26 protein-coding genes are annotated in these 21,705 nt (G+C 68.5%); 12 read left to right on the plus strand and 14 right to left on the minus strand.

Annotated features, from left to right (window positions below; all coding sequences use genetic code 11):
• Window positions 1–188 precede the first annotated feature (188 nt).
• On the plus strand, window positions 189–698 hold the full coding sequence (locus OHA18_RS13485) for a DinB family protein (protein ID WP_329004400.1): 510 nt from the start codon (window positions 189–191) through the stop codon (window positions 696–698).
• Window positions 699–799: 101 nt separating this feature from the next.
• Here OHA18_RS13485 and OHA18_RS13490 read toward each other — a convergent pair whose 3' ends face one another.
• The 3 genes from OHA18_RS13490 to OHA18_RS13500 are packed head-to-tail and all read right to left on the minus strand — an operon-like array spanning window position 800 to window position 2,295.
• Complete coding sequence (locus tag OHA18_RS13490; RefSeq protein ID WP_329004401.1) at window positions 800–1,468, minus strand: TetR family transcriptional regulator; 669 nt, start codon at window positions 1,466–1,468, stop codon at window positions 800–802.
• A complete protein-coding gene (locus tag OHA18_RS13495) occupies window positions 1,440–1,850 on the minus strand; it encodes a thiol-disulfide oxidoreductase DCC family protein (protein WP_329004402.1) in 411 nt (136 codons plus the stop codon). The genes OHA18_RS13490 and OHA18_RS13495 overlap by 29 nt, the downstream gene beginning before the upstream one ends.
• Window positions 1,851–1,863: 13 nt before the next feature.
• Window positions 1,864–2,295, minus strand: a complete 432-nt coding sequence (locus tag OHA18_RS13500; RefSeq protein ID WP_329004403.1) for a hypothetical protein — start codon at window positions 2,293–2,295, stop codon at window positions 1,864–1,866.
• Window positions 2,296–2,417: 122 nt separating this feature from the next.
• Here OHA18_RS13500 and OHA18_RS13505 point away from each other — a divergent pair, with 122 nt between their 5' ends.
• The 3 genes from OHA18_RS13505 to OHA18_RS13515 all read left to right on the plus strand — a co-directional run bounded on the left by OHA18_RS13505 (window position 2,418) and on the right by OHA18_RS13515 (window position 5,398).
• A complete protein-coding gene (locus OHA18_RS13505) occupies window positions 2,418–3,455 on the plus strand; it encodes an amidohydrolase family protein (protein WP_329004404.1) in 1,038 nt (345 codons plus the stop codon).
• Window positions 3,452–3,811 carry a YybH family protein gene (locus tag OHA18_RS13510; RefSeq protein WP_329004405.1) on the plus strand — a complete coding sequence of 120 codons (360 nt, stop codon included), beginning with the start codon at window positions 3,452–3,454 and terminating at the stop codon, window positions 3,809–3,811. The genes OHA18_RS13505 and OHA18_RS13510 overlap by 4 nt, the downstream gene beginning before the upstream one ends.
• 144 nt (window positions 3,812–3,955) lie before the next feature.
• Complete coding sequence (locus tag OHA18_RS13515; RefSeq protein ID WP_329004406.1) at window positions 3,956–5,398, plus strand: ankyrin repeat domain-containing protein; 1,443 nt, start codon at window positions 3,956–3,958, stop codon at window positions 5,396–5,398.
• On the opposite strand, the gene OHA18_RS13520 is transcribed toward OHA18_RS13515, so the two are convergent.
• The gene (locus OHA18_RS13520) at window positions 5,364–6,467 is read right to left on the minus strand and encodes a calcium:proton antiporter (RefSeq protein WP_329004407.1); all 1,104 of its coding nucleotides are present in this window, start codon (window positions 6,465–6,467) and stop codon (window positions 5,364–5,366) included. The genes OHA18_RS13515 and OHA18_RS13520 overlap by 35 nt on opposite strands.
• Before the next feature lie 64 nt (window positions 6,468–6,531).
• On the opposite strand from OHA18_RS13520, the gene OHA18_RS13525 reads away from it, so the two are divergent.
• Complete coding sequence (locus tag OHA18_RS13525; RefSeq protein WP_329004408.1) at window positions 6,532–7,038, plus strand: GNAT family N-acetyltransferase; 507 nt, start codon at window positions 6,532–6,534, stop codon at window positions 7,036–7,038.
• Window positions 7,035–7,904: an SCO6745 family protein gene (locus tag OHA18_RS13530; protein ID WP_329004409.1), complete on the plus strand. Its 870-nt coding sequence runs from the start codon at window positions 7,035–7,037 to the stop codon at window positions 7,902–7,904. The genes OHA18_RS13525 and OHA18_RS13530 overlap by 4 nt, the downstream gene beginning before the upstream one ends.
• Here OHA18_RS13530 and OHA18_RS13535 read toward each other — a convergent pair.
• On the minus strand, window positions 7,888–8,499 hold the full coding sequence (locus tag OHA18_RS13535; protein ID WP_329004410.1) for a TetR/AcrR family transcriptional regulator: 612 nt from the start codon (window positions 8,497–8,499) through the stop codon (window positions 7,888–7,890). The two genes, OHA18_RS13530 and OHA18_RS13535, sit on opposite strands and share 17 nt — an antisense overlap.
• A gap of 100 nt (window positions 8,500–8,599) precedes the next feature.
• Here OHA18_RS13535 and OHA18_RS13540 point away from each other — a divergent pair, with 100 nt between their 5' ends.
• Entirely contained in the window at window positions 8,600–9,817 is a 1,218-nt protein-coding gene (locus OHA18_RS13540) for an FAD-dependent monooxygenase (RefSeq protein ID WP_329004411.1), read from the plus strand.
• On the opposite strand, the gene OHA18_RS13545 is transcribed toward OHA18_RS13540, so the two are convergent.
• On the minus strand, window positions 9,756–10,655 hold the full coding sequence (locus OHA18_RS13545; protein WP_329004412.1) for a LysR family transcriptional regulator ArgP: 900 nt from the start codon (window positions 10,653–10,655) through the stop codon (window positions 9,756–9,758). The two genes, OHA18_RS13540 and OHA18_RS13545, sit on opposite strands and share 62 nt — an antisense overlap.
• Window positions 10,656–10,728: 73 nt before the next feature.
• Between OHA18_RS13545 and OHA18_RS13550 the strand changes: the two genes are divergently transcribed.
• From OHA18_RS13550 to OHA18_RS13560, 3 genes are all read left to right on the plus strand, one after another.
• The gene (locus OHA18_RS13550) at window positions 10,729–11,325 is read left to right on the plus strand and encodes a LysE/ArgO family amino acid transporter (protein WP_329004413.1); all 597 of its coding nucleotides are present in this window, start codon (window positions 10,729–10,731) and stop codon (window positions 11,323–11,325) included.
• A 123-nt stretch (window positions 11,326–11,448) separates the two neighbouring features.
• Window positions 11,449–12,411, plus strand: coding sequence for an Abi family protein (locus OHA18_RS13555; protein ID WP_329004414.1), 963 nt, complete (start codon window positions 11,449–11,451; stop codon window positions 12,409–12,411).
• Between the two features lie 175 nt (window positions 12,412–12,586).
• Entirely contained in the window at window positions 12,587–13,225 is a 639-nt protein-coding gene (locus OHA18_RS13560) for an MBL fold metallo-hydrolase (RefSeq protein ID WP_329006101.1), read from the plus strand.
• On the opposite strand, the gene OHA18_RS13565 is transcribed toward OHA18_RS13560, so the two are convergent.
• On the minus strand, window positions 13,222–14,133 hold the full coding sequence (locus OHA18_RS13565; protein WP_329004415.1) for an SDR family oxidoreductase: 912 nt from the start codon (window positions 14,131–14,133) through the stop codon (window positions 13,222–13,224). The genes OHA18_RS13560 and OHA18_RS13565 overlap by 4 nt on opposite strands.
• Before the next feature lie 46 nt (window positions 14,134–14,179).
• On the opposite strand from OHA18_RS13565, the gene OHA18_RS13570 reads away from it, so the two are divergent.
• Window positions 14,180–14,872, plus strand: a complete 693-nt coding sequence (locus OHA18_RS13570) for a TetR/AcrR family transcriptional regulator (protein WP_329004416.1) — start codon at window positions 14,180–14,182, stop codon at window positions 14,870–14,872.
• Here OHA18_RS13570 and OHA18_RS13575 read toward each other — a convergent pair.
• Window positions 14,794–15,717 (minus strand): DMT family transporter, encoded by a 924-nt coding sequence (locus OHA18_RS13575; RefSeq protein ID WP_329004417.1) that lies wholly within the window; start codon window positions 15,715–15,717, stop codon window positions 14,794–14,796. The two genes, OHA18_RS13570 and OHA18_RS13575, sit on opposite strands and share 79 nt — an antisense overlap.
• A 35-nt stretch (window positions 15,718–15,752) precedes the next feature.
• Entirely contained in the window at window positions 15,753–16,925 is a 1,173-nt protein-coding gene (locus OHA18_RS13580) for an MFS transporter (protein ID WP_329004418.1), read from the minus strand.
• A 132-nt stretch (window positions 16,926–17,057) separates the two neighbouring features.
• Between OHA18_RS13580 and OHA18_RS13585 the strand changes: the two genes are divergently transcribed.
• Window positions 17,058–17,933 (plus strand): hypothetical protein, encoded by an 876-nt coding sequence (locus OHA18_RS13585; protein ID WP_329004419.1) that lies wholly within the window; start codon window positions 17,058–17,060, stop codon window positions 17,931–17,933.
• Here OHA18_RS13585 and OHA18_RS13590 read toward each other — a convergent pair.
• From OHA18_RS13590 to OHA18_RS13610, 5 genes are all read right to left on the minus strand, one after another.
• Window positions 17,920–18,312 carry a GNAT family N-acetyltransferase gene (locus OHA18_RS13590; RefSeq protein WP_329004420.1) on the minus strand — a complete coding sequence of 131 codons (393 nt, stop codon included), beginning with the start codon at window positions 18,310–18,312 and terminating at the stop codon, window positions 17,920–17,922. The two genes, OHA18_RS13585 and OHA18_RS13590, sit on opposite strands and share 14 nt — an antisense overlap.
• Entirely contained in the window at window positions 18,309–18,992 is a 684-nt protein-coding gene (locus tag OHA18_RS13595) for a phosphotransferase family protein (RefSeq protein WP_329004421.1), read from the minus strand. Before OHA18_RS13595 ends, OHA18_RS13590 begins: the two co-directional genes overlap by 4 nt.
• 47 nt (window positions 18,993–19,039) lie before the next feature.
• Window positions 19,040–20,032 (minus strand): pyridoxal-phosphate dependent enzyme, encoded by a 993-nt coding sequence (locus OHA18_RS13600; protein ID WP_329004422.1) that lies wholly within the window; start codon window positions 20,030–20,032, stop codon window positions 19,040–19,042.
• Complete coding sequence (locus OHA18_RS13605) at window positions 20,033–20,389, minus strand: helix-turn-helix domain-containing protein (RefSeq protein ID WP_329004423.1); 357 nt, start codon at window positions 20,387–20,389, stop codon at window positions 20,033–20,035.
• Between the two features lie 91 nt (window positions 20,390–20,480).
• A complete protein-coding gene (locus OHA18_RS13610; protein WP_329004424.1) occupies window positions 20,481–21,632 on the minus strand; it encodes a trans-sulfuration enzyme family protein in 1,152 nt (383 codons plus the stop codon).
• Window positions 21,633–21,705: the final 73 nt, after the last annotated feature.

Below are 21,705 nucleotides of genomic sequence, written 5' to 3' on the forward strand. Positions count from 1 at the left end.
TCGGGGGTCGTCCTGCCCGGCGCGGCCTGGTGGGCCGCGGCGCGTGGTGGTCGACTGCTGGCGCAATGTAGTTGCGCACTCCGGCCCGAGGCAGAACTGGGCGGGCCGTCAGACCTAGTCTACGGCACCGGAGGCCGACATCGGCTGGATATTCACAGGACCCTCGTCACACGGGTTAGGTTCTGCCTGTGACGACAGAGTTCCGGGTGGACCCACCCACCGCCGCCGCCGAGCGGGTACTCCTGCAGGGATTCCTCGACTTCCACCGCGGCACGCTGCTCTGGAAGGTCTCCGGACTGACCGGCGAACAGCTGGTCCAGCGCACCGTGGATCCGTCCAGCATGTCGCTGATCGGGCTGGTGCGACACCTGAGCGAGGTCGAGAAGTACTGGTTCCACCGCGCCCTCGCCGGCCACGACTCGCCACCGAAGTACTGGACCGCGGAACACCCCGACGGCGACTTCGACCTCGCCGACCCCACCCAGGCCGAGCAGGACGTCGAAGACTTCCGCCAGCTCGTGAAAACCTCCGACACCCTGGCCGCGAAGTACGCGCTCGACGACACGTTCACCCGCCCGGGTCACGAAGGCGCGTACTCCGTCCGCTACCTCTACATCCACATGATCGAGGAATACGCCCGCCACAACGGCCACGCCGACCTCGTCCGCGAACGCCTGGACGGCACCACCGGCGAATGATCTGGTTGGTCGCAGACGCATGCATAAGTCGCGCGGACGCGACGGCTTGAGCGGTAGCGCTCGTCAGAATGCGGGGTTGTGCATGCGTGGGGGTCCAACACTTATGGCTTGATCGAATGGATCAGACCAACCACATCGTTGACGACCCCGCGCACGCCGGGAATGCGAGTCAGCCGAAGCAGCCGGTCCACCAGCGGTACGACGCGATCGATCAGCGCGCGAGTACGGCGTACGTCGTCGCTCTTGTCGTGGACCCAGAACAGGACTACCCCCATTTGCAGCAGCCAGAGGAGCTCGGGGAGTTCCGCGCGCAGATCGGCCGGCACCTTCAGGTCGGAGCCTTCGACCACCTGGCGGAAGATCTCCACGCTGGCGTCGCGCGCGGGCCGTGACTCGTCGCTGAACGGCGACAGCGGGCTCGTCGGGTCGGCCGCCGTTTTGAAGAACGTTCCCGCGAACTCGTGGTACGGCGCGGCCACCTCCAACCAGGTCCGCAGTACACCGGCCAGCCGCGGCACAAACGCCTTCTCCACAGCAAGAAGGTCCTCGATGGCTGACCGGTGCTGGTCCTGGAGCAGGTCGTAGTACGCCTGCATCAGGTGGTCCTTGGAGCCGTAGTAGTAGTACGCGTTGCCCACTGACACACCGGCCTCGGTGGCGATCGCGCGCATCGTCGTCTTGCCGTACCCCTGCTCCCGGAACAGCCGCAGTGCGGTCGACAGGATCAGTTCGCGCGTCTGTTCACCCTTCGCGGTCGCACTGTCCGTCACATCCGTCAGCGTAGTCACCTCCACTCAACCGCCGCAGTCCCGCGGCTGCCTGCACCATCGCCCGCGCCACCGGTCGCATCGCCGGACTGGCGAGCCGTACGGCGGTGTGCCTGTGCTCCCCCGTGGCCCACAGGCACACGATCCACGCGCGATCGCCGACGTACACGGACCCGTCGTCGGCGACCACCGTCACCTCGCGCAAGGTCGCGTCGTGATCCAGCGTGGGGTAGAGCGCCCGCGCATCCGCCGACCCCGCCGCGACGAACCGTAGGCGCACCACCCCGCCCTCCCCGTTCGGCGCCGGCCGCTGCGCCGCCAACCAGTCCTTGAACCGGCGGCACAGTCCGCAGTGGGCGTCGTACAGGACCGTCAACTCACGCACGGTTCGGCGGCCTTCAATATCCGTACCGCGCGGCGTGCTCGGTCATCGTGACCGGCTGGACGGTGTCGTTGGGCGGTACGGGCGGGGTCGGCAGCGACTCCAGCCGGCTGCGCCGCCGGATCGAGTTGAAGACCCACACGTTGCCCAGGTGCACCACCCCGAGCACGAGCATCACGATCCCGAGCTTCACGCTCAGCTGCTCGAACACCCCGCGCGCGTCCTCGACCGCGTCCCCGCCGCGCAGGAACAGCGTCACGAACCCGAGGTTGATCAGGTAGAACCCGACCACGAGCAGCCGGTTCACCGCGTCGGCGAAGTCCTCGTTGCCGTGGAACACGTCGACCAGGAAGATCCGCCCGTTGCGGCTCAGCGTCCGCGCGACCCAGATCGTCAGCGGCACCGCGATGGCCAGATAGACCAGGTACGTCGTCACCGTCATGTTCATTCCGTCCCCACTTCTTGAACACGTTCAAATCCCTGTCGACCCTGACGGTACGCCGCTCTTTTGAACATGTTCAAGTCAATGCCGGCGTGACGTGGATCTCCACTGAGGCAGGATTGACGACCATGACGACCTGGGTCTTCGACGGAACCGTCCTCCCGACCGGCGACACCGCACGCGTCACGTTCGGTCCCGGCGAGATCGGCGAGCTGCTGCCCGGCCGGTACGGCGTACCCGGCTTCGTCGACTCGCACTGCCACCTGACCATGACCCCAGGCCCGAACGGGCCGGTGCTGCGCGGCCCGGACTTCGCGGCCGAGCGACTCGGTGAACTCGCCGGCGCCGGTGTCAGCGCGGTCCGCGACGTCGGCGGCAACCGCGAAGTCACCCTGGAGCTGGCCCGGTCCGCCGACGACAGCCGCCCGCTGGTCCTGGCGGCCGGCCGGTTCCTCGCGCCGCACGGCCGGTACTTCCCACAGGCGTACGAGCCGGTCGCTCCGGAGGATCTGCTGGCCGCGGTCGAGGCTGAGATCGCCGACGGCGCGACCTGGCTGAAGCTCGTCGGCGACTTCCCCGAGGTCGGTCCGGACGGCCCGATCCGCGGCAGCAAAGTCAGCCCGACCTACGACCTGGATCTGGTCGAGGCCCTCGTCGAGCTGGCCCACTCCCGCAACGTCCGCGTCGCGGCGCACGTCAATACCGACCACGTCACGGGCCTGATCCGGGCCGGCATCGACTCCGTCGAGCACGGAACCGCGCTCACCGAGCAGGATCTGGAGACGCTCGGCGCCCGTGGCGGCGCCTGGACGCCGACGCTCTGCGCCTCGGTCGCCGCGCAGCCACAAGAGACGCCCGAGCAGTCGTCCCGTCGGCAGGCTCGCTCCGAGCACCTCGCGGCGCTCCTCCCGCTCACCGAGCGGTACGGCGTCCGCGTGCTGACCGGATCTGACGTGGTCGGCACCGTCGCCGCGGAGATCGACCTCCTGGTGCAGCACGGGCTCTCCGTCGAGCAGGCCCTCACGGCCGCCTCGACCGGCGCCCAGGACTTCCTCGGCCTGTCCGGCGCCGGCAACCTCGTCACGTACGACGCCGACCCGCGCGAACACCCGGAGGTACTCGCGGCGCCGGCCGCCGTCGTACTGAACCACCGGCGGATCTCGTGAAGGAGAAGGACCTCGACCGCTGGGTCGAGCGGTACCGGAAGGCGTGGGAATCCAACGATCCCGCACACATCGCCGCGCTCTGGACCGAGGACGCCGCCTGGTACCGGCGGCCGGACGAGGCTCCGGTGCTCGGGCGGGACGCGATCGTGGCCGCCTGGCTCGACATCGCGGACGGGCCGGGCGAGACGACATTCGAGTACGAGGTGCTCGGGTTCGGCGACGGGGTCGGATTCGTCCGCGGCTGGACGACGTACCTGACCAATCCGCCGGGCGAGTTCAGCAACCTGTGGGTGATCCGGCTGGACCGGGACCGGGCACACGAGTTCACCGAGTGGTGGATGGAAAAGCCGCTCTGAGCTAGGCTCGCGGACAGGCACTCAGGGTGCCACCGGTCCGCGGGAAGGGCTCAGCCCACCTGAAATGAGCACGGTTGTGGCAGTTGTTCACCTCCTTTCTCGCCTGACGACGCGGACAGCAGGCTCGTAGAGAGGAGGTCGGTGATGCCGACCCGAAATCTTCCGGACGACCCACACCTCGAACACCTTCGCAAGCAGGCCAAGTCCCTGCTCAAGGGCGTCCGCGCCGGGGACCGCGAGGCGATCGCACTCGCGGACGAGTTCCATCCGGTGCAGACACTGGCCGACGCACAACTGGTGATTGCCCGCAGCTACGGATTCCCCAGCTGGCCGCGGATCGTGCGGCATCTGGAGCTGGTCGACCGGTACAGCCGGTCACCCCATCGTCAGACCGTCGGCGGCCCGCTCGACACGCCGGAGCAACGCGCCGACGAGTTCCTCCGCCTGGCGACCCTGCACTACGGGCAGGACGATCCGGCCCGCCAACGATCCGCACGCGATCTGCTCGACCAGTTCCCAGAGGTTGCCCAGAGCAACATTTACACCCAGGTCGTTGCCGGCGACATCGACGCCGTACGGGCGAACCTGTCGGACGCCGCCCGGGAAGGCGGACCGTACCGCTGGGAGCCGTTGCTCTACCTCGCCTACAACCGTCTGGAGGCCCCGAACCAGGTGGACATCGCGCGTCTCCTCCTCGAGAACGGCGCCGACCCTGACGCCGGCTACCTCTGGCAGGGCCTGCCGTCACCGTTCACCGCGATCACCGGCGTCTTCGGCCGCGGCGAGGGCGACCAGCCACCGCACCCCGATCGGGTCGAGCTCGCCCGCGTGCTGCTGGACGCCGGCGCCGACCCGAACGACAGCCAGACCATGTACAACTGCGGTCCCGGTTGTCCCCCGCCGTACGACGACGTGCACCTGGAGATCCTGCTCGAGTACGGACTGGGCCGCGGCGACGGTGGTCCGTGGCATGAACGGATGACGACCGCACACCCGACACCGCAACAGTTGCTGGAAGACGAGCTGGTGTTCGCGTCCTGGGCCGGTCTGCTCCACCGGGCCGAACTGGTGCTTGCCCAAGGCACCGATCCCGAAGGCACCGGCACCAGGCATCCGGTCTACGGCGGCGGCCGACCGTACGTCCTCGCGGCGGTCCAAGGTCATGCGGAGATCGCAGAGCTGCTCCGTACGCGGGGAGCGGCGCCGCTGGACGAGATCGAGCAGGTGTACGCCGCAGCGATGCGTGGTGAGACACCGGACGTCGATGCCGGGTTGGCCGCGCGGGCGGTCGCACGCCAACGTCACCTGCCCGTTCGAGCCGCCGAGATCGGCCGCACCGAAGCTCTGGAGCCTCTGCAGCGGCTCGGCTTCGACCTGAACCGGATCTCGGGTGGGTCGGCGCCGATCCATCGCGCCGCACTCAACGGTCACCTCGACACGGTCAAGAAGCTGATCGAACTCGGCGCCGACCCGGAACTGCGTGATCCCAACTACAACGGAAACGCGCTCGGCTGGGCCGAGCACAACCACCAGCAGGCGGTGATCGACTACCTCACGGGCTTACCGCAAGGAACAGGAACGCGCTGAACACCGCGAGGTGAACGGCCCCTTGGAGCAGCGTGGCGCGCCCGGTCGCGAGGGTGAGCAACGCGGTCACGACCGTCAGCGCGAACAGCACCATCTCCTTGCCGTCGAGCCCGAGGACGAGCGGTCCGCTCAGCCAGATGGACGCGACCGCGATCGCGGGGATGGTCAGTCCGATGCTGGCGAGCGCTGAGCCGAGCGCCAGGTTGACGCTGGTCTGGAGGCGGTTCCGCAGTGCGGCACGTACTGCGGCAACCGTCTCCGGCAGCAGCACCAGCAGCGCGATCACGACGCCGACGACGGCCAGCGGAGCGCCGGCCGACTCGACCGCAGACTCGAGCTTCGGCGACACGGTCTTGGCCAGCCCGACCACTGCGATCAGACACACGAACAACAACCCAAGGCTGAGCAGCGCGGTCCTCCCGCTCGGCGCCGCCGCGTGATGGTCTTCGTCGTCGTCCACATCGCCGTCGGAGCGCACCGGCAGGAAGTAGTCCCGGTGCCGGATCGTCTGGACGAACACGAAGACGCCGTACATCACCAGCGACGTCACGCCGGCGAACGCGAGCTGCGCCGAACTGAACCGCGGCCCCGGGGCACTCGTGGTGAACGTCGGCAGCACCAGGCTCAACGTGACCAACGCCGTCATCACCGTCAGCGCTGAGTACGACGCCTGCACGCGGAACTCCTGCACCCGGTGCCGCAGCGAGCCGACAACGACAGCCAGCCCGAGGATCCCGTTGCAGGTGATCATCACCGCGGCGAACACGGTGTCGCGGGCCAGCGACGCGGCCTTCTCCCCGCCCGACGCCATCAGCGTGACGATCAGTGCGACCTCGATGATCGTCACCGCCAGCGCGAGAATCAGCGTTCCGTACGGTTCGCCGACGCGATGCGCGACCACCTCGGCATGGTGGACGGCGGCGATCACCGCGGCGCCGAGACCGAGACAGACCAGGATCAGCAGGACCGTGTTGAGGTCGCGACCCCAGGTCACGAGCAGGACGATGAAGGCCAGCGGCGGCACAGCCAACGTCCAGCGCGGCAGCCCTTGGATCACGGAGATTGTCATCCTCAGACAGCCTATCGGGAATCCCCTTGGCATCAGGGGAACATCAGGTGATGCTTCTCCCACCATGACTGTGCAGATCAGGAACGCGACCGAGACCGACTGGGCGGCCATCTGGCCGTTCTTCCACGAGATCGTGTCTGCTCGCGAGACGTACACGTACGACCCGGAGCTCACCGAGGAGCAGGCCCGCGCGCTGTGGATGTCGCCGTCGAGCTCCACGCTGGCGCGGACGACGGTCGCGGTCGATGCCGACGGCATCGTTCTCGGCAGCGCGAACATGTATCCGAACCGGCCGGGTCCCGGCGCGCACGTCGCCAGCGCGAGCTTCATGGTCGACGGCAACGCCCGCGGCAAGGGCGTCGGCCGGCTGTTGTGCGAGGACATGATCGCGTGGGCCGGACGATCCGGGTTCCGGTCGATCCAGTTCAACGCGGTCGTCGAGACCAACGAGCCCGCCGTACACCTCTGGCAGGCCCTCGGCTTCCGCATCGCCGGCACGGTCCCCGAAGCCTTCGACCACCCGAAGCTCGGGTACGTCGGTTTGCACGTCATGTACCGTCCCGTGCCATGAGTCGCGCGCGCGGGATGTGGAAGGCGCTCGAGCCGTATCACGCGATCACGTACTTCTCCCCGGAGACGCGGCAGGCGACCGACGCGCTGGGGTTGAAGGGCGGCTGGATGAGCTACTTCGGCTGCCGGGCGGCGCCCCTGGGCGCAGCCGGTCCGGAGCTCGTCGCCGCGGTGTTCTACAACTTCCACCCGGCGATGGTCGCCCGCTCTGTGCCAGACGCGTGGACCTACGCCACCCCTGTCCAACTGCTCCACGCGCGTCTGACGGCTGTGGACACCGCCGTACGCCGGTTGTTCGCGGACGGATCGCCGTACCAAACCGTATGGTCTGGTGGCGGCATGAACCGCGCGGCTGAGCTCGCTCGGCGCGCGGCGGAGATGGCGCCATTGTCCGGGCGGCCGATCGCGGCGGCCAATGCCGCGTTGGAGTGGCCGGACGAGGCGCATCTCGTCCTCTGGCAGGCGACCACCATCCTGCGGGAGTCGCGCGGCGACGGGCATGTCGCAGCCCTTGTCGCCGCCGAGCTCAGCCCGTGTCAGGCCCTGGTGACGATCTCTGCCGCCGGCGGCCCGGCCAAGGAGGTCTTCCAGCTCAACCGACGGTGGAGCGACGACGAATGGGCTGCAGCCTCCGACGATCTGCGCAGCCGCGGTCTGCTCGACGCCGACGGCGCGCTCACCGACACCGGGCGAGCACTGCGGCAGCAGGTGGAGGACACCACGGACGCCCTGGCCGACCAGGGTTGGCGGGCGTTGGGCGACGACCTCACCAGCGAGTTGCACGACGCCGTACGACCGATGAGCGCCGTACTCATGTCTGCCGGGCTGATCCCCGCGGACAACCCGATGGCTATGCGCTGGGACTGATCCGGTCGGCCAGCGAGCGGAGCGACTGAGCGAGCTGCTCGCCGGTCGGCGTGGTCTCGGGATCCAACATGGCCTGCGCGACCACGCCGAGCAGGAGAGCCTGCAGCAATGACCCGATGGCTTGGACTTCCTCGGGGTCCGCGTCCGGGGCGACGCCACCGAACATCTGCGCCAGCCCTTCCCGCGCCTCGCCCTGCATCTTCGACAGCTCCGACACCAGCTCGGGCATGCTCGCACTGAGGCTGAGAACCTCGAACTGCGTCGCCCACAACGCCCGCAGGCGGGGACTCGACAGACTGTCGACGATCTGACTCCAGGTCGCGACGAACTGCTCCTGCGGTGTGCGCACAGCCGCGCGAGCAGCAGCACCGGCGCCCTCAGCCGCCGTCGCTCCGGCTACCTCGGTGGCCCACTCGTCGATCAGCAGCGCGCGCAGCGCCTCGTTGAGCAGCGTCTCCTTGGAGCCGAAGTGGTAGCCGATCGCGGCCAGGCTCACCCCGGCCGCGGTCGCGATGTCGCGCGCCGTCGTCCGGCTGTAGCCCTTCTCGAGCAGACACGCCTTCGCACCGTCGACCAGCGCCTCCCGATTACCCATGGCAGAACTCTAACACATCCGTCTCACACGACCGTCTTGCACATTTGTCTAAGACCGTCGTACAGTCGTGGCACAACATCCCACTTCTGGAGGGGTTCCGATGACGACAGTTCTCATTTCCGGCGCGAGTGTGGCGGGTCCGGCCCTGGCCTACTGGCTGCAGCGGTACGGCTACACCCCGACCGTGGTCGAGCGCGCTCCGGCGCCGCGGCCCGGCGGCTACGCGGTCGACTTCCGCGGCGCGTCGATGACGGTGCTCGAGCGGATGGGCATCCTGTCCGCGGTCGAGGAGAAGGCGACCCGGATGGGCACGATGACGTACGTGAAGGAGTCCGGGAAGGTGGCCGCGACCACCTCGAGTGAGGCGTTCAGCGGCGAGCTGGAGATCCTCCGCGGCGACCTGGTCGACATCCTTTACAACCTGACAAAGGACAGCACCGAGTACCTCTTCGACGACTCGATCGTGTCGCTCGACCAGGACGCGGACGGCGTCGACGTGGTGTTCGAGAGCGGGTCGCGGCGGCGGTTCGACCTCGTGGTCGGCGCGGACGGGCTGCACTCGAACGTACGGCGGCTGGCGTTCGGCGCGGAGTCGTCGTACATCCACGACCTCGGGTACTACGCCTCGGTTTGCACGGTCGCGAACCACCTCGGCCTGGACCACACCGGTCAGATCTTCAACGTGCCCGGCAAGACCGTCGGCACCTACAGCGCACGCAACAACACCGAGGCGAAGGCGCTGTTCTACTTCACCGCCAAGGATCTGACCTACGACCGGCGGAACGTGCCGGCGCAGAAGGCGATCATCGAGGACCAGTTCGAGGACCTGGGGTGGGAGGTGCCGACGCTGCTCGAGGGCATGCGGACCGCGCCGGACTTCTACTTCGACTCGATCAGCCAGATCAAGCTGGACAGTTACTCGCGCGGCCGGGTCGCGCTGGCCGGCGACGCCGGGTACTGCGCTTCGCCGCTGTCCGGGATGGGCACGAGCCTGGCCGTCGTCGGCGCGTACGTGCTCGCCGGTGAACTGCACGCGGCCGGCGGGGAGCACGTTCGGGCGTTCGCGGAGTACGACGTACGGATGAAGGACTTCGTCGCGGCCTGTCAGAAGCAGGCGGTCGACGGGGCGATGTGGTTCATCCCGGCCGGCAAGTGGTTCATGAAGCTGCGCGACCTGACCTTCCGGATGATGCCGTACCTGCCGTGGCGGAACATGATCCGGGACATGTCGCTGAAGGTCGGCAACGCGATCGAGCTCACGACCTACGAGACGGCATCCGAAGACCGGCCGCAGCCGCCCGCAGTACGGCGTCCGTGAGCGCGTCGAGGATGCCGGACTCGAGCTTCCAGTGCTGCCAGTACAACGGCACGTCGATGTACTTGCCTGGGGCAACTTCCACCAGGCGCCCGGCGGCCAACTCGGGTCCGGCGATCTCGTCCTCGATCATCCCCCAGCCGAGACCGATCCGGACCGCCTCGTGGAACGGCGCGGACGCCGGGATCGCGTGCGACGGCGGATCCAGCTTCCGCCGGGTCACCTTGCGGAGCAGCCGGTGCTGCAGGACGTCCTTCTCGTTGAACACCACCATCGGCGCCTCGGCCAGGGTCTCCGGCAACGGTTTCCCGGTCAGCCAGCGCTCGGCGTACTCCGGGGTGGCGAGCGGCAGGTACCGCATCTTCCCGAGCGGTACGACGCGACAGCCCTGGACCGGCCGCGGATCGGCGGTCACCGCGGCCAGGACCGTGCCGTTGCGGAGGTACTCCGCCGAGTGCTCCTCGTCCTCCTGGTGCACCAGGAACCGGGCGTTGTGGGTCCGGGACAGGTCGAGCATCGCCGGCAGGAACCAGTTGTTGAGCGAGTCCGCGTTCACGGCGAGCGGGATCCGCTGCGCATCGACCGTGCCGCGGACAGCGGCGATCGCCTCGAGCTCGAGCAGGGATACCTGGCGGGCCAGCCGGAGCAGCGCCTCACCCGCCGCGGTCGCTCGGGCCGGCTTGCCGCGCATCACCACGACCTGACCGAGACGGCTCTCCAGCGCCTTGATCCGCTGGCTGACCGCAGACGGCGTGACGCGCAACCGCCTGGCGGCGGCGTCGAAACTGCCCTCGTCGACGACGGCCACGAACGTCTCGAGCTGCACGGAGTCGAACTGCATGATGAAGCAATCCTAATGGCACTGCAGAATCTTTAGCTGGCTTGAAGCGGCACAACTGCCTACCGTCGAAGACATGCCCCTCCTCGCCGGATTCGCCACGTCGATATCCCTGATCGTCGCGATCGGCGCCCAGAACGCATTCGTCCTCCGCCAGGGCCTGCGCCGCGAACACGTCCTCCCGGTCGTCCTGACCTGCGCGCTGTCCGACGCGCTCCTGATCTCCAGCGGCATCCTCGGCCTCGGCGCCCTCCTCACCCGCAGCCAACTCGCCCTCGACATCGCGAAGTTCGGCGGTGCCGCGTTCCTCTACACCTACGCCGCCCTGGCCGCCAAGCGAGCCTTCCACCCCGGCGCGATCACCCCCGCCGACCACGCCCCGGCCGCCCTGCGCAGCGTCGTACTAACCTGCCTGGGCTTCACCTACCTCAACCCACACGTCTACCTGGACACCGTTGTCCTGCTGGGCTCCCTGGCGAACCAACGCGGCACCGACGGCCGCTGGCTCTACGGCCTCGGCGCCGTAGCCGCCAGCTTCGCCTGGTTCTTCGCCCTGGGCTTCTTCTCCCGCAAACTGGCCAACGCCTTCGCCCGCCCCCGAGCCTGGCAACTCCTCGACACCGCAATAGCCCTCATCATGACCACCCTCGCCACCTGGATGCTCCTCCCCTGATATCCACAGGTCCCAGGATTCTCGCGGCAAGCGGAACGGTCCCAGGTGTATGCTTTCAGCAACACGGCCAGCCCCTCTGCCCCTCAGGGCACGGGCTGGTTTTCTTTTCCCTGGGGGACTTCCGTGACTGTCTACACCAAGCCGCACCTCTCGTTCGCCGACCAGGTAGGACTGCTGAAGAGCAGGGGACTGATCATCGACGACGAGGCCGAGGCCGAGCGTCTGCTGAGCGTGATCGGGTACTACCGCCTCAGCGGCTACTGGTACTCCTACCGCCGTCCGCTCGACGGCGTTCTCCGTGACGACCAGTTCCTCGAAGGCACGACCTTCGGGCAAGTCGTTCGGCTCTACGATGCTGACCGCCGACTCAAGCTACAACTGCTCGACGCGCTGGAACGCATCGAGATCGCGTTCCGGGTGATGATCGGATTCACCCTTGGGCGACGTGGTGCGTACGCCCATCTCCACGCCGGCAACCTGGACGGCCGCTTCACCCGATCCGACGGCAGGCAGCCCAGCACGTACGACCGATGGCTGCACAAGGTCCTGGCTGCACAGACCAGATCGTCCGAGGACTTCGTCCTGCACTTCCAGCACAAGTACGACGGCCGCCTGCCGGTCTGGGTGATGACCGAGATCCTCGACTTCGGCGCGATGAGCTACTTGTTCCAGGGCCTGCAGTTCGCGGATCGCAACGAGATCGCGGCTCGGCTCGGCGTTCTCGACCGGCAAGGTGACGGCAACGGCGCCGCGTTGGCCAACTGGCTGCGGGTGCTCAACTACGTCCGCAACGTCTGTGCCCATCACTCCCGCCTCTGGAACCGGAACCTCGCCGACCAGCTCGCGCCGAGCCACCTGCGGTCGATCCCTGACCTGCGTCATCTCATCGACCGTCAGGTCTCTCATTTCCGGATCTATTCGACGTTGTGCGTCGTCGGGTTCTTGTTGTCTCGCCTTGGGCATGAGTCGCACTGGGCCCGGCACATCCGCGCCTTGCTCAGCGAGGAGATCCCGGCCTGCGGACGCGAGCTTCGCGAGTTGGGTTTCCCCGCCGGGTGGGCTGCCGAGCGGCCGTGGGTCGCCTGACCAGGAGGTCTTCATGGACGTGACGGTGTTGTGTGATGCGGTGGCGGTGTTTCCGGAGGGGGTGGGGGAGGCGTTGCCTAGGTGGGGGGTGGAGCAGGCGGCTTGGACGGGGCGGGTGGTGCCGGGGAATGTTCGGGGGGTGGGGTGGTTGCTGCATTTTCATAGTTACTTGGTGATGTCGGGTGCGGGTGCGGTGTTGGTGGATGCGGGGGTTGGGGCGGCTGGTGGGGAGGCCGCGGAGTGGTTGGGGGTGGCTGGGCGGTTGCCGGGGTTGTTGGGGCAGGTGGGGGTGGCGGCCGCGGATGTGGATGCGGTCGTGCTGACGCATGTGCATCTGGATCATGTGGGGTGGGCCTCGGACGGGGTGCGGCCGGCGTTTCCGCGGGCGGAGTACGTCGTGCAGCGGGATGAGGTTGAGCAGGTGCGCGGCGGGTCGACGTACCTGAGCAGGATCCGGCCGATCGAAGAGGCCGGGCAGCTGCGGGTGGTGGAGGGCGAGACGACGCTGCGCGGGATGCGGTTGGTGCCTACGCCGGGGCACACGCCTGGGCATCAGTCGGTGGTGACGGATCGCGCGATCCTGGGCGGTGACGTGCTGGTGCATCCGGCGCAGGCACGGTGGCCCGAGCTCACCTATGTGTACGAGCGGGATCCCGCCGTCGCGATCACGTCACGGCGAGAGGTGATCGCGATGGCGGCCACGCTGGGCATACCGATCGCAGCCGCGCATCCACACGTCGCGTTGTCGGCTGACGCGGTGCCGGTCGGCGACGCGGGCACCGGCGACGACGTCTGCCCGCCGTACAGGCTCTAGCGGTAGCCCGTGGTGTCGGCGGGTTTGCCGGCGCCTTCCACCTCGACGATGTACCGCCAGGCATCCGGCCGGCTGCCGTCGAGGTCGGTGAAGCCGTAGAGCTGGGCGAGTTCGCCGCTCGACGTCGACTTGCCGTTCCACCGCCGTACGTCGGGATCCCCCGCGAGCGCCGCCACCGCGCGGCCGACGTACGACGGGCTCTCGGAGATCGCGAAGTGCGGGACCTTCTCGGTCGCGTCCCGCCAGTTCTCCTCGCGTACGCCGAACCCGTCGAGCATCGCCTCGGACCGCAGCCAGCCCGGTGTGAGCAGTACTGCGGCCGCGTCGTACTGCTTCAGCTCGTGCGCCAACGCGAACGCCATCCGGCTGACCGCACCCTTCGCCACGTCGTAGAAGAACGAGACGCGATAGTTCGATGCGTTGTACTCGTTGGTGCCGTCCGTCATCTCGACGACCAGCCCGACGGGCGTCCTGATCAGCAACGGCAAGGCGAAGTGGCTGGTGATCGCGTGCGTGTTCACGCCCAGCTCCAGCAACCGCAGACCGCTCTCGAGCGAGCTCTCCCACACGGTCTTGTCCCAGTCGGGCTCGCCGTGCTGCCCCCAGATGTCGTTCACCAGGATGTGTAGCGCCCCCTGCTCGCGCTCGATCCGCTCGACCAGAGCGCGCACCTGCTCGGGGTCCAGATGATCCACAGGTACGGCGATGCCGCGGCCACCCGCCTTGTCGACGAGCTCGGCCGTTTCCTCGATCGTCTCCGGCCGGTTCATCTCCGACTGCCGGCTCCGGGTGGTCCGGCCGGTCACGTACACGGTCGCGCCGGCCGCACCGAGCTCGACCGCGATCCCCCGCCCGGCCGCACGGGTCGCCCCGGCGACCAACGCCACCTTCCCCGCCAACGGTTTCATCGCTCCTCCTAATCCATACGTTGTACGATTATGTACCATACGGCGTATGAATACCGTCGGCAAGCGCTCCGGGCGGCCCCGCGCCGGGGAGGAGCGGCTGAGCCGGGAGGCGATCCTGACCGCGGCGCTGCGGATCGTCGACGACGAGGGCATCGACGCGCTGACAATGCGGCGGCTCGCGGCGACGCTCAAGGTCAACCCGATGTCGCTGTACCACCACCTGCCGAACAAGGCCGCCGTACTGGCGGGCCTCGCGGAGCTGGTGTTCGCCGGTCTCGAACTGCCTGACCCCGGCGACGCCGTGCCGTGGGACGAGCAGCTCAAGGAGGCCGCCCGCGCCTACCGCAACGGCCTCCGCCAGCACCCGAACCTCGCATTGCAGGTGCTGTCCGACACGTCCGCGGTCTCGGACGTCGTCGTGGTCACGATGGAGCCGTTCTACCGCGCGCTCGACCGCGCAGGTCTGACACCACGTCAAATTTTTGAGGCGGCCAACACTTTGATCGACTTCATCCACGGGTTCAGCCTCGGCGAGGCGTCCGTGCGGGCCGAGACGTTCGAACTGGCCCCCGACCTACTCACCCGAGTGCGTGCACTGCCGGCGGACAAGGCGCCGACGCTGACCCGCATCATCGACGAACTCGGCGTCGAGGGCCTTGCCTACGACTTCGACGGCGGTTTCGAGTCGGGACTCTCCACGCTGACGGCGGGCATCGCCGCAACGGCTCGCCGCCGGTAGCGCGAGATCGCGACGCCGACCAGGCACAGCACGCCACCGCCGTACGCGAGCGGCGCCGGGCTCTCGCCGAGCAGCAGCCAACCGAGGAAGATCGTGATCGGCGGGACGAGGTACGTCGTGGCGCCCATCCGCCCGGCCGTCGTCCGGGCCAACGCATAGGCCCAGGTCGTGAACGCGATCGCCGTCGGGAAGGCCCCCAGGAACACCACCCACCAGATCGTCGACGGTCGCGCGTCGGCGGCCTCACGAACCAGCGTCGGCCCGAACGGCAGGCACGCGACGGCACCGATCACGCACGACAACCAGGTCACCTCCAGCGCAGGCAGTCGCGCGAGCAGCGGCTTCTGCGAGACCACACCGATCGCGTACGCCGCCGCGGCCACCAGGCACAGTACGACGCCCCACGTCTCGGCGCCGCCGTTGGACGACGAGAGCCCGATCAGGACGACCCCACCGAACGCGACCGCACTCCCGATCACCAGCTGACGCGGGAAGCCCTCGTGGAGAAGGACACCCGCCAGCAATGCGATCAGCAACGGCCCGATGTTGACGAGCATGGCCGTCGTACCGGCGTCGAGGTGACGCTCGGCCTCGTTGAGCGCGAGGTTGTACACGCCGAACCACAGCAGGCCGCACGCCAGCAGGAACTTCCAGTCGCCCTTCGCCGGCCAGCGGCGTGGCCGGGTGAACACGAAGATCCCCAGCAGCACACTGCCGACCAGCAACCTCCCCAGCGACAGGGCACCGGCCGACAGCTCCTGACCGACATGGCGGATCGCCACGAACGCCGATGCCCACAACACCACCGTCACCGCAGCCGCGGCCAGCGCGCCCTGTTTCCTCATGCTGTTGTAACGTCACGTCGGCTCATGGTGTGACATTAAGACCCGGACACTTCGGCGTCCGCCGAATTACGCGGCGCGGGCAGCGCGAACGGTACGACGAGAGCCGTCAGCAGGACCGGGATCGTCAATCCGGCGACCAGCACCGACATCGTGAACCAGATCGACCCGAGCGCGAACCCGCCGTACACCGCGATCGCGAAGATCTCGGCGAAGAAGCCGGACACCGAGGTCACGGTCGCCCGCGCCGGACCGGTGATCGCATCCTGCAGCCGCGACTCCGAGACCACGATCACCAGCTGCATCAGGCCGTAACCGATCGCGATCGGCAGGAATCCCCACGCCGATCCGCTCAGCGCTCCGGCCGCGATCAGCACCGCGGTGGCTGCGAGCCCCACCGCAAAAGTTGCTGCGGGCAACTTGTACATCGGTCCTGCCAGCGCACTACCGATCGCCTGTGCAGCAACGGTTCCTGCGATCAGCAGCGGGATCACGCTGGTCGCCGCGCCGGTCTCCCGGGCGAGCAACGGGAAGTACTCGTCGAACGCCAGGAATCCACCCAGCAGCGCCACCAGCGCCACCGCCCGGCGCACCAATCGACTCACCAGCACCTCGGTCACACCCGTCCGGAGCATCCGGAGGTATACGGCGAAGGCCGCCCGGGTGCCGGGTTCGTCCGCCTCGCGAGCGGTCTCGACGACTCGCGCTTCAGGGAGCGACCACGCAACGAGCGCCTGCAGCAGGCAGCTGAGCACGCTGGCGATTCCGGCCAGCGTGTAGCCACCAAGGGCGAACAAGGGTGTGGCGAGCGCGGTCGCCGCGAGGTTCATGATGAACGAGGCGGAGCGGGCGCGACCGAGCACAGTCGCGTAGTCGGCAGTGCGATCTCGCGCGGCCAGCTCGTCGTACACGAAAGCCTCGTACGTACCCGAGATCAGCGCGGACGACGTACCCCAGAGGACGAAGCCCAGCGCGAAGCCGGTGAACGACGGGAGCGCGATCCAGGCGGCGTACCCGAGACCGCTGAGCAGGGCGCCGAGGATCAGCAGCTTGCGCCGCGAGTACGTGTCCGCCCAAGCGCCGGACGGCACCTCGAGGACGAAACCGGTCGCCGACCAGATGACGAACAGCGTCGAGATCTGGGCAGCCGACAGTCCGTGATCGGCGAACAGCAGCTGGTACAGCGGGTAGAGCGGGATGAAGTCGTGCAACGCCTCGAAGGCAATGACCCGGGCGAACAGACTCTTGTCAGTACGTCAAAGATGCGGGCTCGGCAGTCTCATGGATCGAAGATACGCGAAAATGACGCGCGGATCGCGACAAATATCGGTCAGAGTAGTGCGATGGAACAGGTCAGCGAACGGTTCTGGGCGAAGCTGCCGGAGGGCAGCCGCGACGCCCTTGTCGACGGATTGAGCCAGTCCGAGCTGCAGTCGGTGCTGCTCGACGTGACCCGCCGGCGGGCCGCCAAGGTGACGCCGGCGCGGCTGGTGCAGCGCTGGCAGCAGGACCGGTTCGTGCGCCCCTCGTCGATCGATCCGCGCGAGCTGGTGAACACCCAGCAGCGGCTGTGGGCGGCGCTGCCGGAGAAGTTCGACGGCGTCCAGCTGTCCCCGGTGACCCCGCTGGGTACGTGCTCGGCGATCGCGACGATCAACCAGCACCAGGTGGTCAGCACGATCCGCGGCACGGAGGTCGCCAGCGACCCGACCAACGAGCTCGCGATCGAGGCCGCCGTACGCCGTCGCGCCGGGCAGGATCGGGTGCACCTGGCGGCCTGTCAGCGGGTGGTCCGGGCGCAGCCGTTCGACGGCCCGGGGATGTCCGCGCATTTCGAGCTGTTCGTGCTGGTGTCGAGCGCTCGGGACACCGGTTCGTGCCGGACCGAGGCCGAGCTGCTGATCGACCACCTGCGGTTCTGGCACGACGTACTCGGCGACAAGTCCGAGCTCAGCTTCACCTCGTTCAAGGAGTCCGCGTTGCGGGACCGGATCGAGGACACCGTCCGGCCGGCGCTCGGGGTCGCCTTCACCGAGGACACCGACCGGACCAAGAGCGAGAGCTACTACTCCGGCGCCGCGCTCGGCATCGGCCGTGCCGGTGAAGGGCTCGGCGACGGCGGCTTCACGACGTGGACCGCGGACCTGCTCGGCGACGCGAAGGAACGCTGCCTGACCTCCTGCATCTCCACCGAACGCCTGACCGTCATCGGAGCTTGAGCAGCCCCGCGTCGGTCGGGCGGAAGCCGCAGGCGTCCAGGTAGAACGCGGTCAGGTGCGGCTCGAAGTCGACATGGAGCCATTCGCACCCGGCCTTGCGCGCCTCCCCGGCCGCGGTCAGCACGAGCTGCTTGCCGATGCCCTGCCGCCCGTGGTCGGGATGGACGGCGGTGTCCAGCACGAACGCGTGCGCACCGCCGTCCCAGCACACCTGCACGAAGCCGACCAACTGATCGTTGCTGAAGGCACCAACCCAGGTCAGCGCCCACCGCTCCAGCCGCTCCGCCCACGCGTGCACTTCCGGCTCACTGTCGAACGCGACCGCATGCAGCGCGGACAACTCCCGATCGTCCACCGGGAACCTCACGACGTACTTCACAGCAGCTCCAACGCGGCTTCGAGGCGAGCATTCCAGCGGACAGCCTCGCCATCGGGCAGGTCCGAAGCACTGAGATACCCCTGCACCATCACAGACGGCATAACCGCACTGATCCCCTCGCTGGTCCCGTAAGCACTCAACGCCTCCTGCCAGCGCGCAGGGTCCACCGACGACACCAAGAACCACGCGAGGTCCAGCACACCCGGCGCCACCGACACGTCCTCCCAGTCCAGCAGGGCGACCACACCGTCGGGGCCTGTCCGCATGTTCTGCGCCGACGCATCGCCATGCGCCAACGTCAGCGCGCCCGCCTGCCCGACGGCCTTCTCGATCTCAACCACCCGACCGACCAGGCGCTCACCAAACGCACGCACCGGAGCCGACAGATCGGATCGCTCGGCCAGCGCCGGCCAGGTGCGGTCGTAGAGGTCGGCAACCAAGTCCTCCCCTGCACCGAGCGGTCGCAGCCAGCCCCAATCCGCCCGACCCACCCACCGGTCATGCAACTCGCGCAACACCTGCGCCGCAGCGCCAGGCTCCGCGCCCGGCGCCCATTCCGACAGGTCCTCCAACACCAGCAGGGTCCCCTCTGGTCCGGACTCCGACTGGTAGCACTCCGGAACGCGAACCCCGACCACCGGTGCGATCTCCCGATAGAACCGGACCTCGGACTCGAACATCCGCAGTACGTCCGGAATCGAGCCAGGCACCGCAGGCTCCCGTCGCTTTATATGGGTACGCACGCCTCAGTGCTTATCAGGACGACCGTGCTGTTCTCCAGCGGATTTAGGCGGTCGCGGGCCGCGCGGAGGCCGGCGAGGGTTGCTGCGCCGCTCGGGCCGGAGGAGATGCCGGCGGCTTGCAGGTCGGCGACCGCCTGGAGTGCTGCGTCGTCCTCGACGGTGACGGAGTAGTCCAGACCTGAGCGCAGTACGGGCCAGGCGAGGCTGGACGGAGTACCGCAGTTCAGGCCGGCCATCACGGTCTTCCCGGTGGGGACCGTGAGCAACTCGCCCGCGAGCAGGCTGGTGGTGACACAGGACGCGCTGGCCGGTTCGACACCGAGAAGCGCCGGAGCCGCCGGACCACTCCGGTAATGAGTCACGGCCGCCTGCGCCACCGAACCCACGCCCATCGGGACAACCACCAGGTCAGGCTGTACGTCGATCTCCCGGAAGAGCGTCGAGTACCCGTCGACGATGTGCTGCGGAATCACCTCGTACCCGGGCCACGCGGAGTCCTGGATGAGCAACCGATCCCCCGAGGCGTACGACGCAGCCTCGGCGACCGCGGCGTCGTACGAATCCGGTACGACGGTCACCGTCGCGCCCTCCGAGCGGATCGCATCCACGGCCGAATCGCTCACAACATCCGGGACGAAGACATGCGCCGCCAGCCCGAGCATCGCGGCCCGGCGCGCGACGGCACGACCGTGGTTGCCGTCGGTCGCGGTGACCAGCTCGGAAACGCCCGGGTGATCCTGGACGGCACGGTGGATCGCCCACCACGCACCCAGCGCCTTGAACGCGGGCAGCCCGAGCCGATGCGACTCGTCCTTCACCAGCACCTGCCCGACTCCTAGCTCGGCGGCCAGAGCCGGGACAGGAGTCAGCGGGGTAGGACGGTACGCCGGGAGGCTCTGGTGGAACGCCAGCACCTCAGCCGGGGCCGGCGACGTACGCCAGGACCTTGCGGCCGGGTTGTCGTACCAGCGCGCCAACTAGGCGACCAGTGCGAACGCCTGAGCGGTAGCGGAGTAGGCGCGGGGGCCGGAGGGGATCCGGTGCGCGGACCGGTCCTCGACCCGGATCGCGGCCGTCTGCAGGCGGACCGGCAGCGTGGACCGCACCGCGGTGGCCAGGTCGAACTGCACCTCTGCCAGCAGGTCGGACAGCTCCAGCTCGAGCGCCCGGCAGATCGCGGCGAGGATCTCCGAGGAGGGCTCCTTGCGGCCGCGCTCGATCTCGGACAGGTAAGGCACCGACACCTGGGCCAGCTCGGCGAGCTCGCGCAGGGTGATCCCCCGCTCGCGCCGCAGCCGGCGGAAGACGTTCCCGATCACCTGGCGTAGCAACACGTCTGGCCCTCCTCGCCTCCGATGTCCTGTACCGAGTGTGCCATCTCGAGCAGGTCGACCGTACGAAGATCTGCCGTGAGCAGATTCTTGCTCACCAGTTGAGCGCCTGCTGGAGGTCTGCGGTCAGGTCCTCGGGGTCCTCCAGGCCGAGGCTCAGGCGGAGGAGAGCGTCGGTGGGCTTTGCCTCCGACGCGACCAGGCGGTGGGTCAGCGCGGCGGGGTGCTGGATCAGGGTGTCCACACCGCCCAGGGACACGGCGTGGGTGATGAGCTTCAGCGCGCCGGCGACCCGGGCTGCCGCCTCGAAGCCGCCACTGAGGGTGAACGCGAGAATCGCGCCAGGCCCCGACTGCTGGCGGCCGATGAGGCCGGCGGGATCGGTCAGGCCCGGGTAGTAGACCTGCTCCACGGTCGGCTGCGCGGACAGCCAGTCCGCCACCTTGATGGCGGTCGCCTGCTGCGCCCGTACCCGAACCGGCAACGTCTGCAGTCCCCTGTGCAGTTCGTACGCCGCCAACGGATGCAGCAGGCCACCTGTCACTGCGCGGATCTGCCGGAGCCGGCCGACCCACTCCACGCCGGCCGCGACCACGCCACCCATAACGTCGCCATGACCGCCGAGGTACTTGGTTGCCGAGTGCAACACCAGGCTCGCCCCGTGCCGGGCCGGCTGCTGCAGGACCGGCGTCGCGAACGTGTTGTCCACAAGCACGGGTACGTCGCCGGCCGCGGCCGCTACGGCGGCGATGTCGACGAGGGCCACGGTCGGGTTGGCCGGGGTCTCGACGATCACCAGACCGGTGTCGGGGCGGATCGCTCCGGCGACCTCGCTCGGCTGTGTGTAAGTCACGGTTGTCCCCAGGAGGCCTGTGGACAACAGGTGGTCGGTGCCGCCGTACAGGGGACGGACGGCGACCACGTGCGGACGCCCCGCGGCCACGCTGGCGAGCAGGCACGCGGTGAGCGCGGCCATGCCGGACCCGAACGCGACCGCGCCGTCGGTGTGCTCGAGCTCGGCAAGAGCGTCCTCGAAGCGGGCGACGGTCGGGTTCCACAGGCGCTGGTAGACGAGGCTTCCGCCGTCCGGGCCGCGGCCGGCCGCGAGCTCGTCGTACGACGCTCCGCCGGTGTTCACGTCGGGAAGCGGATAGGTGGCGGACAGGTCGATCGGGGGGACGTGGACGCCGAGAGCGGCCAGGTCATCGCGGCCGGCGTGGACCGAACGGGTGTCGATTTGGGTCATCGCTGCCTCCTCACCGTGTGGGTGCAGTGAGGATGGAAGATTCTGCGAGATCGATGCAATAGTTCCGAAGAAA

This window comes from Kribbella sp. NBC_00709 (genome assembly GCF_036226565.1).
In the GTDB taxonomy this organism is placed as follows: domain Bacteria; phylum Actinomycetota; class Actinomycetes; order Propionibacteriales; family Kribbellaceae; genus Kribbella.